This is a genomic window from Microtetraspora glauca, assembly GCF_040656155.1.
Classification (GTDB): domain Bacteria; phylum Actinomycetota; class Actinomycetes; order Streptosporangiales; family Streptosporangiaceae; genus Microtetraspora; species Microtetraspora glauca.
In genome coordinates this window covers 151,243-164,627 of sequence record NZ_JBFALK010000006.1, presented here as the reverse complement: position 1 = coordinate 164,627, position 13,385 = coordinate 151,243, and the positions used below count along the sequence as shown (strand labels likewise).

General features: G+C 69.9%; 11 protein-coding genes and 1 tRNA gene. 4 read left to right on the top strand and 8 right to left on the bottom strand.

Translation table 11 applies throughout. From position 1 onward, the window contains the following. Nucleotides 1-23 precede the first annotated feature (23 nt). From AB0I59_RS13700 to AB0I59_RS13685, 4 genes are all read right to left on the bottom strand, one after another. Nucleotides 24-2,507: an ABC transporter permease gene (locus AB0I59_RS13700; RefSeq protein WP_358132681.1), complete on the bottom strand. Its 2,484-nt coding sequence runs from the start codon at nt 2,505-2,507 to the stop codon at nt 24-26. 3 nt (nt 2,508-2,510) lie between these two features. Next, entirely contained in the window at nt 2,511-3,254 is a 744-nt protein-coding gene (locus AB0I59_RS13695) for an ABC transporter ATP-binding protein (protein ID WP_061254828.1), read from the bottom strand. Nucleotides 3,255-3,369: 115 nt separating this feature from the next. Continuing rightward, nucleotides 3,370-4,035, bottom strand: a complete 666-nt coding sequence (locus AB0I59_RS13690) for a response regulator (protein WP_358132679.1) — start codon at nt 4,033-4,035, stop codon at nt 3,370-3,372. 184 nt (nt 4,036-4,219) lie between these two features. After that, complete coding sequence (locus AB0I59_RS13685; protein WP_061254827.1) at nt 4,220-5,395, bottom strand: sensor histidine kinase; 1,176 nt, start codon at nt 5,393-5,395, stop codon at nt 4,220-4,222. A 170-nt stretch (nt 5,396-5,565) separates the two neighbouring features. Between AB0I59_RS13685 and AB0I59_RS13680 the strand changes: the two genes are divergently transcribed. From AB0I59_RS13680 to AB0I59_RS13670, 3 genes are all read left to right on the top strand, one after another. Continuing rightward, complete coding sequence (locus AB0I59_RS13680; RefSeq protein WP_358132677.1) at nt 5,566-6,390, top strand: hypothetical protein; 825 nt, start codon at nt 5,566-5,568, stop codon at nt 6,388-6,390. A gap of 423 nt (nt 6,391-6,813) precedes the next feature. Continuing rightward, nucleotides 6,814-8,409 (top strand): DUF2339 domain-containing protein, encoded by a 1,596-nt coding sequence (locus tag AB0I59_RS13675; RefSeq protein ID WP_358132675.1) that lies wholly within the window; start codon nt 6,814-6,816, stop codon nt 8,407-8,409. After that, a complete protein-coding gene (locus AB0I59_RS13670) occupies nt 8,406-8,678 on the top strand; it encodes a transposase (protein ID WP_358132673.1) in 273 nt (90 codons plus the stop codon). Before AB0I59_RS13675 ends, AB0I59_RS13670 begins: the two co-directional genes overlap by 4 nt. Here AB0I59_RS13670 and AB0I59_RS13665 read toward each other — a convergent pair. Continuing rightward, on the bottom strand, nt 8,654-9,238 hold the full coding sequence (locus AB0I59_RS13665; RefSeq protein WP_061254824.1) for a TetR/AcrR family transcriptional regulator: 585 nt from the start codon (nt 9,236-9,238) through the stop codon (nt 8,654-8,656). The genes AB0I59_RS13670 and AB0I59_RS13665 overlap by 25 nt on opposite strands. Before the next feature lie 175 nt (nt 9,239-9,413). Here AB0I59_RS13665 and AB0I59_RS13660 point away from each other — a divergent pair, with 175 nt between their 5' ends. Then, the gene (locus AB0I59_RS13660) at nt 9,414-10,361 is read left to right on the top strand and encodes an SDR family NAD(P)-dependent oxidoreductase (protein ID WP_358132671.1); all 948 of its coding nucleotides are present in this window, start codon (nt 9,414-9,416) and stop codon (nt 10,359-10,361) included. Nucleotides 10,362-10,596: 235 nt separating this feature from the next. On the opposite strand, the gene AB0I59_RS13655 is transcribed toward AB0I59_RS13660, so the two are convergent. The 3 genes from AB0I59_RS13655 to AB0I59_RS13645 form a co-directional block, all read right to left on the bottom strand. Next, a tRNA-Leu gene (locus AB0I59_RS13655) sits at nt 10,597-10,669 on the bottom strand. A gap of 711 nt (nt 10,670-11,380) precedes the next feature. After that, entirely contained in the window at nt 11,381-12,475 is a 1,095-nt protein-coding gene (locus tag AB0I59_RS13650; protein ID WP_061254822.1) for a branched-chain amino acid ABC transporter permease, read from the bottom strand. Next, nucleotides 12,472-13,338 carry a branched-chain amino acid ABC transporter permease gene (locus tag AB0I59_RS13645; protein ID WP_061254821.1) on the bottom strand — a complete coding sequence of 289 codons (867 nt, stop codon included), beginning with the start codon at nt 13,336-13,338 and terminating at the stop codon, nt 12,472-12,474. The genes AB0I59_RS13650 and AB0I59_RS13645 overlap by 4 nt, the downstream gene beginning before the upstream one ends. Nucleotides 13,339-13,385: the final 47 nt, after the last annotated feature.

Below are 13,385 nucleotides of genomic sequence, written 5' to 3'. Positions count from 1 at the left end.
CGCGCGACGGCTCCTGCCCGCCGTCAGCTGCTCGCCAGCGAGCCGACGATCGACGCCCTCGCCGCGCGCCGTGCCGGGAGGACGGCCGCGACCACGCCCGCCAGCCCGGAGAGGGCGACGAAGCTGAGGATCTGACCGACCGGCGCCCGGAAGGTGATGTCGTCCATCATGGTCTGCGTCGCCGCCCATCCGAACGAGACGCCGAGCGCCACTCCGACCAGCGCGCCGATCAGACCGAGCACCAACGCCTCGATCGAGAGCATCCGGCGGAGCTGCGGCCGGGTGAGGCCGAGGGCACGCAGCAGCGCCGACTCGCGGGTCCGCTCGTGGACCGAGAGCGACAGCGTGTTGGCGATGCCCAGCAGGGAGATGAGGATCGCCAGCCCGAGCAGGCCGGTGATGATCATCAGGATCTGGTCCAGCGCGTCGTCGAACGCGCCGCGCACCTCTCGTGAGCTCGCCACCAGCACGGTCGGGTACGGCTGCGCCGCCGCCTCCACGATCTGGCGCGACCGGTCCGCGGTCACGCCGTCCTTGGCGTTGACGAGAAGCTGCTTGTCCGCGACCTTCGGGAAGGCGCTGTCGAAGTCCCGCTCCGGGATGGTCACCCCGTACACCGGGGCGGTGTCGTCGGAGAGCAGCGCGACGACCCGGAAGTCCCGGCCGGCCACCTTCACGGTGTCGCCGACCTTGATGTTCTCGTTCTTGGCGAACCCGTCCGAGACTCCGGCGGTGCCCGGCCCGAGGCCCTTCACGGATCCCTTGGTCGCGGTGAGCGTGAAGGCGGGATCGGCGGTGAACGTGCCGACCTCGGCCCGCCTGCCGTTGACCTTGGCCTCGGCCTCCCGGATCGCGACCACGGACGCCAGCTCGGGCCTGGCACGCAGGTCGCTCGCCAGCGTGCGCGGAATCGTCGAGTCCCGCTGCTGTGTCGCGATCATGTAGTCCACGGGGAACTGCTTGTCGAGCCGCTCCCCGGCGGTCTCGCGCGTCGTCGCGGTGATCACGGAGATCAGCGTCATCAACGTCACACCGATGGTCAGCGCGACCGTGGTCGTCGCCGCGCGCTTCGGATTGCGCCGCGAGTTGGTCACGGCCAGCCTGCCCGGCACCCCGAAGATCTTGGCCGGCACCCAGCCGACGAACGCGCCGAGCGGCCTGATGATCAGCGGGCCGAGGACCAGCACGCCGAGGAAGAAGATCGCTCCGCTCGCCATGACCACCACCAGGGCGCTCTGGCCGGGCTCCATGGAGACTCCGGCCACCGTGGCGCCCGTACCGGCGAGCAGGAAGAGCGCGCCGAAGACCGCGCGGACCACGCCGGTGCGTACGGTGGACTCCTCCACCTGCGAACGCAGCGCGGCGATCGGCGCCACCCTGGTCGCCGCACGGGCGGGCAGCAGGGCCGCCGCGACCGTCACGACGATGCCGGTGACCAGGCCCACGAGGATCGTGCGGGTCGTGAGGGACACGCCGACCCCGACGGGAACGGGAGCGTCCAGCGCGCCCAGGACGGCCATGGCCCCCGCGCCCAGCCCGAGCCCGATGAGCAGCCCGAGCACAGAGGAGATCACGCCGACCACGCCGGACTCCAGCACGATCGACCCGAAGATCTGCTTCTTCGTCGCGCCGATGCAGCGCAGCAGCGCCATCTCCCGGGCGCGCTGCGCCACCAGGATGTTGAACGTGTTGTAGATGACGAGCGCCGCCACGAACATCGCGATCATGCCGAACATGAGCAGGCCCATGGTCAGGAACTGGGTGTCCATGTTGTTGGCCGCGGCCAGGTCGTGCGCGAGCTTCTCGCCCGTCTTGACCTCGTACGCGGAACCGAGCGCCGCGGCGACCGAGGCGCGCAGGTCCGTGGGGGAGACGCCGTCCGCCGCGAGAACGTCGATCTCCTTGAAGGACTTCTCCCCGGTCATCCGCCGTGCGGTGTCCGTCGTGAAGCCGACCGCCCCCGTGTAGGCCAGCTCCTGGTTCACGCCGACGTCGAACAACCCGACGAGGGTGAACCGCTGCTTGGCGCTCGCGGAATCGAGCACCGTGATGGTGTCGCCGACCGTGAAGCCGCGGGTCTTCGCCGTGTTCTCGTCGAGTACGGCCTCCGCGGCGCTCTTCGGCGCGGCGCCCTTGGTGATCAGCGTCCGGTTGAGCGCGCCCTCGGGGATGGAGATCCCGGCGGTCGGGAAGTCGCCGGCCACCTTGCCGTTCTTCCCGATGAGGGCGGCGGTGCCGGACACGATGCCCTGGGCGTCGGCCACGCCCTTCACCGCGCGTACCTTCTCGAGCTCGGCGGCGGCGACCTTGTGGTCCTCGCCCTTGGACAGCACGGCTACGGAGATCTTGGCCGCGTCCGCGGTGAACTTCTGCGCGAAGCCGGCGTTGATGGTGTCTGTCAGTACGAAGGTGCCCGCGATGAACCCCACACCCAGCGTGATCGCGAGCGAGGTGAGCAGCAGGCGCAGCTTGTGCGCCAGCAGCCCGGCCAGAGTCGTCTTGAACACGGCTCAGGCCTCCAGCTTCAGCAGCGTGTCGAGTACGGTCTGCGCGGTCGGCTGGTGCAGCTCGTTCACCAGCAGCCCGTCGCGCAGGAAGATGACCCGGTCGGCGTAGGACGCGGCGACCGGGTCGTGGGTCACCATCACGATCGTCTGACCGAGCTCCCGCACCGACCGGCGCAGGAAGGACAGCACCTCCGCGCCGCTGCGCGAGTCGAGGTTGCCCGTCGGCTCGTCCGCGAAGATCACCTGCGGCTTGCTGATCAGTGCCCGCGCGACCGCGACCCGCTGCTGCTGGCCGCCGGAAAGCTGGGTCGGCCGATGTCCCAGCCGGTCGCCGAGCCCGACCGTGTCGATCACGCGGTCGAAGAGGACCTGGTCCGCCTGCCGTCCGGCGATCTCCAGGGGAAGCCTGATGTTCTGCTCCGCCGTGAGCGTCGGCAGCAGGTTGAACGCCTGGAACACGAACCCGATGCGCTCGCGGCGCAGCAGCGTCAGCTGCTTGTCGGTCAACTTCGTGATCTCGACGTCGCCGATGTGGATCTCGCCGCCGGAGACCGTGTCCAGCCCGGCCAGGCAGTGCATCAACGTCGACTTGCCGGAGCCCGACGGCCCCATGATCGCGGTGAACGCCCCCGTGGCGAACCCGACCTCGATCCCGCGCAGAGCGTGCACCGCGGCGTCGCCCTGGCCGTACACCTTCGTGAGTCCCCGTGCCGTCACGGCCTGCCGGACGTCCGTAGTCATCGTCATGAGACCAACGCTATGGGTGTGATCTTGCGGTTCTCTCGGCTTGCGGAAGGGACCTGATCTGCGCTCTTCGGCCACCCCGACCGGCCGGTGTGCGACTTCTGGCGTAGTTTCGCTCCTACCTGGGTCCACCATGGGGTATGACCAGCCCGGTCTCGTACGCGTAGACGACGGCCTGGGCCCGGTCACGGAGCCGCAGCTTGGCGAGCACCCGGCCGAGATGGGTCTTCACCGTCGCCTCGGCGAGATGCAGCCGCGCGGCGATCTCCGTGTTCGACAGGCCCTGCGCCACGTGGAAGAGGACCTCACGCTCCCGGGCGGTCAGCCCGTCCAGGTCCTGCGGCGCGCGGTCCTCCTCCGGAAGGTGTACGGCGAAGCGTTCGAGCAGCCGGCGGGTCGTGCTCGGCGCCACCACCGCGTCTCCCGCGTAGACGGAACGGATTGCGCTCAGCAGGTCGGTGGGAAGGACGTCCTTCAGCATGAAGCCGGAGGCCCCTGCCTTGATCGCGGCGAAGGCGTACTCGTCCAGGTCGAACGTCGTGAGGATGAGGACCCGTGCCTCCGGCGACGCCGCGCAGATCTGGCGGGTGGCCTCCACGCCGTCCATGCGCGGCATGCGCACGTCCATCAGGACCACGTCGGCCTCGACCGTGCGCAGCGCCTCCAGCGCCGCCACGCCGTCCGCCGCCTCGCCGACGACCTCGATGTCCGGCTGGGCGCCGAGCACCATACGGAAGCCTGTCCGCACCAGCTCCTGGTCGTCGACCAGCATCACGCGTATCACAGTGCCTCGTTTCGTTCGGCGACGGCCGGCTCGTGGTTGGTGCGTCCGGCCGGGGTGGTGGTCACAGGTCCGTCATACATGTAGGCCATGCGGCTCATGCGGGCACACGGGCATACGGGCACACGGGCATACGGGCATACGGGCACACGGGCATACGGGCATACGGGCATACGGGCATACGGGTTCATGCCGTCTGGCCGACAGGAAGACGGGCGGTCACCTGGAAGCCCCCTCCGAGATGCGGCGTGGCCCGGACCGTGCCGCCGTACATCGAGACCCGCTCCCGCATGCCGATCAGGCCGTGGCCGTCCTCGGCCCGCACCGCGGCGGCGCCCCGGCCGTCGTCGGTCACGGTGAGCGTCACGTCGCTGGAGCCGTACTCCATCAGGACGCGGGCGCGGACACCGGGCCCGCCGTGCTTGAGCGTGTTCGTCAGCGCCTCCTGGATGATCCGGTAGATCACCAGCTGTTCCCCCTCGGGAACGGCCTGCGGGCTCCCCGACACGGTGAACTCCACGGGAAGCCCGGACGCGCGGACCTGCTCGACGAGATCGGTGAGCTGTCGCAGGCCCGGCTGGGGAGCGTACTCCCCGGCCGACGCCTGGTCGTCACGCAGCACCCCGACCAGCCGCCGCATCTCGGCCAGCGCCTGCCGCCCGGTCGACGACACCGCCTGTACGGCACGGCGCGCCTGCTCGGGATCGGTGTCGATGGCGTACCCGGCGCCGTCCGCCTGGACCACCATCACGCTGACGTTGTGCGCGACCACGTCGTGCAGTTCGCGGGCGATGCGGGTGCGCTCGGCGGCGGCCGCGATGCGGGCCTGCTGGTCCCTCTCGTGTTCGGCGCGCTCCGCCCGCTCCAGGAGGCTCTCGACGTACCTCTGCCGCATGTTGACGTAGATGCCGGTGACCCAGATCGCGATGATGAAGACGGTCGACGCCGGCAGGGCCGCGATGGTGTCGTCTCGGACCAGAGAGAGGAACATGCCGAACTCGCTGACCGCGGCCGCCGCTATCGCCCACTTCAGGGGTCGCCGCGCGGCCACGCCGTACATCGCGACGAGGACCGCGATGTTGACGGGCAGCGTGTCGATCCTCACCACCCACTGGGCGAAGCTCACCAGCGCCACGATCGCGAACGTCGCGAGGGGATATCTGCGCCGCCAGACCAGCGGCACCACGAGCATGGCGGAGATCAGGAGCGCCATGCCGGCGCCGAACCCGCCCGGCCAGCTTCCGGACCGGTAGGAGGAGGCGGCAAGGGTGGAAACCAGGCCGAGCAGCATCAGCGGCGTGAGAGCGAGCGTGTCAACGAGGAGGGAGTGGCGTCGCTTCCAGGCGCGCAGTCTGCCGAACACGACATCCACGATAAGTAATGCCCAGGTAGGCGGGGTTCCCCCCTTCGGTGGATTCCTGTCTACGACCGTGGTCGCATAGGGGTTCGCCCCCATTTACACCACTCTTACGGAGAGTCGGGCATCCTTTTCTTCGGAGCCCTTTGGGGGGCGAGTAAAGGGAGATCTGTGTGATGGCGGATCGCGACGCCGGGTCGCGCGGCGCAGAGGACGAGCCGCGCGGCCCAGAGGACACGGCACCCGAAGGGCGTCAGGAACCCGAGCCGGTCAAGGCCGAGTCCGCCGAGGCAGAGTCGGTCAAGGCAGAGCCCGTCAATGGGGAGGCGGGGACCGGCACGCCCGTCGCGGGTGGAGCCGACGAGGGTCGGCAGCCGCCGACGATGGTCAACCCGATGTTCGGGCCCTCGGCCGCGCCCCCGACGAGGCCGTTCGCGTCGCCTGCCGGAGCGCCCGGCCCGCGCCCAGGGGGCTACGGCCCCGCCGCGCGACCCGTCTTCGGCCCCCCGGCGTCCCATTTCAGGGGCGCACCATTCGCTTCCGGAGGCGCATCGTCCGCCTTCGGGCCCGTACTGACCGTTTCCGGGGCCGCGTCGGCTTCCGGCGCTTACGCCTACGGTTCCGGCGGTCCCGGCTGGGCCGCCCCGGGCTGGGGGACCGCGCCCGGCGCGGGTGTCCCGGGCCCGGGGACCCCGCGGCCGTCGCGTGCCGACCGGTTCGGCGCGTTCGCGCGCGGACGGGGTGGGCAGCTGATCGTCGCCGGTCTGATCGGCGCGATCGTCGGAGGCGGCGCCGTCGCCGCGGGTACCGCGCTCTGGAGCCGCGGGCACCTCTACGGCGCGACCCTGGAGCAGGACTATCGGGACGGTCGCGGGCTGTGGGACCGGTCGTCCGGCCAGGAACGGAGCATGGACGACCTGCGCGGGCAGCTGTCACAGCTGTGCCAGCGCACCGAGACCGGCTTCCGCTGCGAGGTCCCCCGCTCAGGCGGCTCCCGGTAGCTCGATCGTGCCCGGCTCACGCCGTGGGTGAGGATCGGGCGACGGCGCCGCTGGTCGGTGATCTCGACGTGCCCGCGGCCGTCGACGCGCGGGCCGTACGCCCAGGCCGCAGGGCCGTCCGGCGGGGTGCCGAGCATCCAGATCATGGAGTCTGATCGGCGGGGAGATCAGGGAGTCTGATCGGCGGGGCGAGACCGCTCGTTCCGCTGTGCCCGCCTGTACGGCGGTGCCGCACTAAGATCGCGTCCCGTGCCTTCGGATAGTTTCTGGCGGATTATCAGGATTGGATTAGTAGGTCTGGTTCTTGCGGCGGCGGTCGCGGGCCTGGTGCTCGGCGACACCTGGCTCTGGGCTGCCGTCGAATGGTCGCCGCCGGCCTATGCGGGGTTCTACGCGCGCGGCGGGTTTGACACCCCGACGGTTGTGGCGCTGCTCGTGGCCGCTCTGGTGAAGGCCGCGCTCCTGTGGCTGATCCTGCGTACCCCCGCGCCGGGACCGTTGGACCGCCGGGCGAAGGCGCTGCGCCGGCTGCTGTATCTGGCGGTGGCGTACACCCTCGTGCTGTGGTACCCGATCGCGCTGCTCCCCGACGCGGTCGACGCGGCATCCCAGCTCGCGCTGTGGACCGCGATCGACGTCCTCTACCTGCTCGTTATCCGCTGGCGGTCCCGCATGCTGCGCGCGGCGGCCGGAGCGATGTTCGCGGTCGAGCTGGTCGGGATGGCCGACGAACTGCTCGACGAGCTCGACTTCCCAGAGCTTGGATCGGGCGACATCGTCGAACTGGGCTTGATGCTGGGCGGAGTGGCGGCGACCATCATCACGGTCGTCGGGCAGCGGCGCGACGGCCGGTGGAGCCGCGGCACGCAGGCCGCCGGGTGGTTGTGGGTGGGCGTCTACGCGCTGGTGATTCCGCTCAACGTTCTCCTCGGAAGGATCTTCAGCGGCAATCTGGCGATGCTGGTCGCGTTGGACGCGGTGGGGCTCGTCGGCATCGTGTGGATCGCGGCGACCGCCCGTGAACTGCCCGCTGAGGGCGGCCCGGCGGACCTTCCGCCCGAGCGGCGGCGCGTGATCCGCGTCGCGGTGGCGGCCGTGGCCGTACTGCCGATCATCGCACTGATCCACCCGGAGCGGACCCCGCACCTCACCTACACCGGCTGGTCGATGGACTGCTATGACCGGCCCAGCTTCGGCGACCTGAAACCCGCGGAACGCGACGCCGCGTTCCTGTGCCGGGCGCGGAGCACAGATGGCGGAGTCTCGCCCATGTTCCCGGACAACCTGTCGGACCAGGAGATCCTCGCGTATGGGCGGGCGCTGTGCCGTACGAAGGACCGCGACGAGCAGGAGGCGATTCTGACGCGGGCCGGGAGCGCGCGGCCCGCCTGGGGTGCGGACCAGTGGGACCTCGTCTACGTCTGCCCGGAGATCGTCGGCGCGACCCATCCCGAGCTGCTGCGGTCGACCGCGGAGGCGGAGGCGGCGAACGCCGCCTACTTCGCCGAGGAGAACGCGAAGTGCCGCGACCCGTGGCCCCGGACGAAGGGTGTCGTCCAGGCCACGGCCAAATACTTCCTGTTCGCCGACGGCGATCCCGGCTATCTGGTCCACGACCCCGAAGACGAAGCGGCGGCGGAGCAGGCGATGGACAAGGTCTACGACGACAGCACCCTCATCGGGGTGGCCGGCGGCGCGGTGCTCATCGGGCATGTCGAAGACATCGCTGATCTGTGCCTCACAGTGAAGGCATTCCGCACCCCGCCGCCACAGCGGACGGCCGGGTGGGATCAGGTCAACGAGGTGTCGATCGTCAGCCGCGGCGGCCAGCTCACCGTGCCGGAGATGGGCGAGGGCGGAGACGTGGGCGCGGGTGCCCCGATGCCGAACTTGGCGATCGCGGGGAAGGGCCGCTACCGGCTCCGTGTCTACGTACGGGTCGACGATGCAGGAGAGGAGCAGCACCTGGTCGTCGTGTTCCCGGGTGCGTCGAGGAAGAGGCTCAAGCTGAAGCCGTGAGCGGTGGCGGGGCGCACACACCGCCTCGGGCCGGACCCGAACTGGAGCGGCCGGCCACGACGGTGCAGACCTGGTGGCCGGAGATCTGCGCGTTCATCCGCACCGGGATCACCAACGCAAGCTCCGAGGGCACCAACCGGGTGATCAAGACGGTCGTTCAGCCGCTTCGACAGGAACGTGGTCCGGAACGGGTTCTTTCGCCAGAAGTCCGGATTTCGCGTGGGGTCCATCGCGCGGCGCGGCGTCAGCTCTCCCCGGCAGCCCGGTAGCGCAGGCCGTCCATCAAAAGGTCGAGCAGGCGGCGGGCCTGGTCGCGCCGAGCGGGCTCACCGGCGGTGAGCGGGACCCCGCTCAGCATCGTGAGCAGGTCCTCCGGATCGATGTCCGACCGCACGGTCCCGGCGGCGGCACCGGCGCCGAGTAGCGCCGTGACCGCGGCGACCATCCGGTCCCTGCTGTGCGCGAACGGGTTGCCACCGGACGAGATCACCGCACGCAGCGCGTCGGACATGCCGCGCTTGGTCGTCATGTAGTCGACGAACCGATCCATCCAGGCGCGTATCGCCCGGTCCGGCGGCAGGGTGTCCAGCAGGTCCGCGGCCGCGTCGCACAGCCGTTCGAGCTCGTTGCGGTACGTCGCCTCGACGAGCGCCTCGCGGGTGGGGAAGTGGCGGTAGAGCGTGCCGATGCCGACGCCCGCGTCCTTGGCGATCGCGTCGAGTGTCACGTCCGGCCCCTCCTGGGAGAACGCGCGAACGGCAGAGTCGAGCAGCCGGTCGCGGTTGCGTCGTGCGTCGGCGCGCAGCGGTCGGGGGCCGGTGGCCGGCACGGTTCCTCCTGGTCGATGTGCTCGCGGGTCGTAGTCCACTGTCCCACTGCGAGGACCGAGTTGCTAAGCGGAGGATACTCCAGTTAGAGTCGGCCCATAGCGGAGGCTCCTCCGGTATGGATGTGTATTGGTCACGCCCACCCGTTCCGCTTCGCCGAACAAGACGGGAAATGTCATGACTTCGAGTGCCCCGATCACCACGTCATTCACCGCCGAATCCACCGCCGCCGAGGTCGTGGACGGCATCGACCTCACCGGCCGCCGCGTCATCGTGACCGGCGGGGCGTCAGGCATCGGCGTCGAGACCGCCCGGGCGCTCGCCGGCGCGGGCGCCGAGGTCACCCTGGCGGTCCGTGATCTCGCGGCGGGGGAGCGCACCGCCGAGGATCTCATCGCGACCACCGGCAACAAGCGGGTCCTCGTCGCGCCACTGGACCTCGCCGACCGGGCGTCCGTCGCGTCGTTCGCCGCCGCCTGGGACGGCCCCCTGCACGTGCTCGTCAACAACGCGGGCCTGATGGCGTCGCCCGAGATACGCACGCCGGAGGGCTGGGAGATGCAGTTCGCCACCAACCACCTCGGCCACTTCGCGCTCGCGACGGGGCTGCACCGGGCGCTCGCGGCGGCCGGCGGCGCCCGCGTCGTGTCCGTCAGTTCGAGCGCGCACCTGCGCTCGCCCGTCGTCTTCGACGACATCCACTTCAGGGAGCGCCCGTACGACCCCTGGCTGGCGTACGGACAGTCCAAGACGGCCAACGTCCTGTTCGCGGTCGAGGCGTCGAGGCGCTGGGCGGATGACGGCATCACCGTGAACGCGCTGATGCCGGGCGGGATCCGGACCAGGTTGCAGCGCTACATCACAGAAGAGGATCTCGACCGGATGCGCGCCCTGAGCGGCGGACCGACGGCCGTCACATGGAAGACGCCGGAGCAGGGCGCCGCCACGTCCGTGCTGGTCGCGACGTCCCCGCTGCTCGACGGGGTCGGTGGCAGGTACTTCGAGGACTGCGACGAGGCGGCGCCGCATCAGCCGGGCACCCGCCGTGGCGTCGCGGCGTACGCGCTCGACCCCGAGGCCGCCACGCTGCTCTGGCAGATCTCCATCGACACACTGGCCGCGTGATCGACCACGGGTCCCTATGACTCGAGGAGATGGTCAGTGGTTCTGTTCCCGGGCGCTTTCGGCGCGTAGCAGGTCGATCGCCTTCCGAACCGCCGCCGATCGCGAGCGAGAGCGTTGGCTGGCGACGTAGCTTTCCAGAAACAGGGCATCGTCCACAGTGAGGCTGATATTCACCTTGGAGAGGTCAATGCCTTCGATTTCCGATCTTGGCGTTCGATTTTTGCTGTAATTCGAGTGGGGCCGGTGGGATTCGAACCCACGCTGTACGGCACCTAAAGCCGCTGTCTCTGCCGTTGGACTACGACCCCTTCGATTTCCCTTTGCCTGCGAAATTGTCTGTCTGTGAATGACAGTTCGGACAGAGGAAACGCAGATTCTCTTTTCTGTTGTCGAGCCAATTCCCATTGATGTGGTCGACATGTAGCGTCAGCGGTCGACCGAGCCAAGTGCCGCCTATCTTACAGTGTGAGCACGCGTAGGCGACTCCTGCTTCTCGAAGCGCACGGCGTAGGAAGGCCGGCCGCTGGCGAGGACTGCCATCGGGCAGCATGATCAGGATCTCTGTCGAGGGACGGCGGGCTGGAGACCACGTCCCGCGGCTGTGTGCTTTCCCGAGGAAGTGCGAGGTGTCTATGCCGAAGAGCTTGAGGCGGCGGCTGATGTGGCTGTGTGCGCCGCCTGACGGGGGGATGCCGAGGTGTCGAAGAACTCCTGCAACGCTGAGGGAGTTCGCGGCCGCTTCGGCGAGGAGTTCGGGGGTGTATTTGTACTTCGGAGTCGCCATGGCCCGAGTTTATTGGCCGGCGCTGACAATTTCGGAAGTGTGTCAAATAGGGTAATTGCTGAAATGTCGGCCGCTGTTGGAATCGCATGCGGGGAACGCGACGGCGAGGCCGGAAAGGCCCTCCGAGCCGGGGTGGTCATCCGAATTCCTCGGAACACCCGTGCGTGGATGATCCCGGAGTGGGAGGCCGTCGCTCTCTTCCGTACGGAAAATCCGGAAAAGAACGACGGCTCCGTCACTTCGAGGATCCGCGCAGGCGGGTGGCGAGGCTGGCCAGACCGCCGGGAAGGAAGTACACCATCACGATGAACAGCACACCGAGCACGAACAGCGGCTCGGACAACGGCGCGCGCAGCACCTCGGGCAGGCCCGCGACGGCGTCCGAGGTGCCGAGCGCGGCGAGCCGGTGGTCGAGGTAGGTGTACAGCACGCCGCCGAGCATGGCGCCCCACCGGCTTCCCGTACCGCCGAGCACCACCATGACCAGGAAGGCGAGGGTGAAGTTCGACGTGGTGATCTGCGGGCTGGAGCCGCCTACCAGGAAGAGGTGGACGACCCCGCCGAGCGTCGCCAGGAAGGACGCCACGACGAAGGACAGCAGGCGGAAACGGTACGACGGGAGGCCGAGCACCGACACCCTGCGCTCGTTCTCGCGGATCGCCTGCCAGACACGGCCGGGTTCCGACTCCACCACCCACGCGATCACGGCGAGCACGACGACCACGTAGCCCAGGGCGAGCCAGTACAGGTTCGCGGTGTTGGCCACGCCGGAGAGGAAACCGGGGATCGCGCCCGGCGCGAGCGGCAGCCCCTCCTCGCCGCCGGTGAGCCTGCCCGGGTCGCTCATCACCAGGATGGAGCCGACCTGCGCGGTGGCCAGGGTCACCATGGCGAAGGCGATGCCGTTCACCCGCAGCGCCACGGCGCCGAGCAGCGCGGGCACAACCAGGCCCACGAGTACGGCGAGCAGCAGCGCGGCGGGCAGCGCGAGGTCGAGCTTCGTCACGGCGATGTTGACCGTGTAGCTGCCCAGCGCCACGTAGAGCGCGTGCCCGAAGGACAGCAGCCCCGTACGGCCGAAGAGCAGGTCGTAGGTGGCCGCGAGCCCGGCGAAGACCAGGCAGATCGCGAGCAGCTGCAACGACCCTGGGCTGTTGACGGGACCGGGCAGCAGCGCGGGCAGGTTCACCGTCGAGAACGGCAACACGGCCAGTACGGCGACGGCCGCGAGCGGCACGCCCCGGCGCAGCCACCGCGTGCGGGGCGAGGCCGGACGCGGCCGGATGTCGTCCACGGTCACGGTTCCCGGGACATCGGCTGTCGTGGTCACGCGGACCTCCCTGCCAGACCGCCCGGCCGGGCCAGCAGGACCACGGCGAGCAGGAGCACGACCGAGGCCTCCCCGACACCGGCGGCGGCGTAGAAGCTGGTGAACTGCTGGACGAGGCCGACCAGCACGGCGGCGACCGCCGAGCCGGTGACCGAGCCCATGCCGCCGATGACGACGACGATGAAGGCGAAGATGAGCAAGGAGGTGCCCTGCCCGGGGGACACGTTGCCGAAGTAGACCCCGGCCAGCGCTCCGGCCAGCGCCGCCGCCGCGCCGCCGATGGCGAACACCAGGGTGAAGGCGGTGCGCACGTTGATGCCGAGCGCGGTGACCATGGTCCGGTCCTCGACGCCGGCCCGGACGATCAGGCCGAACCGGGTCCGGCGCAGGAACACCTGGATCGCGACCAGCACCACCACGGCCGCGCCGATCAGCAGGAACCGGTCGTTGGGGACGATCGCGCCGAGCACGCGGGTGGTCCCGGTGGCCCACTCCGGCCGGGGGAACGTCAGCGGGTCGGCTCCGAACCCGGCCTGCAGCAGCGCCACCCCGGCGAGGCTGAGACCGACGGTGACCAGCACCTGCTCGATCGTCCTGCGGTAGAGCGGCCGGATCAGCAGCATCTCGACGAGTACGGCGGTCGCCGTACCGGCCACCACGCCGAACACGACGGCGGGGACGAAGCCGAGACCCAGATGGGCCGACGACCACCAGGTGCCGTACGCGCCGACGGCGAGGAACAGGCCGTGGGCGAAGTTCAGCACGTCGGCCAGGCCGAAGATGAGCGACAGCCCGGACGCGATGAGGAAGTAGAGCGCGCCCAGGCCGAGGCCGGTGAGCGCGAGGAGCACGACGTTGCTCACGCCACCCCCAGGAGTTCGCGGGGGGAGTTACGCCTGTCGGCTCGCAT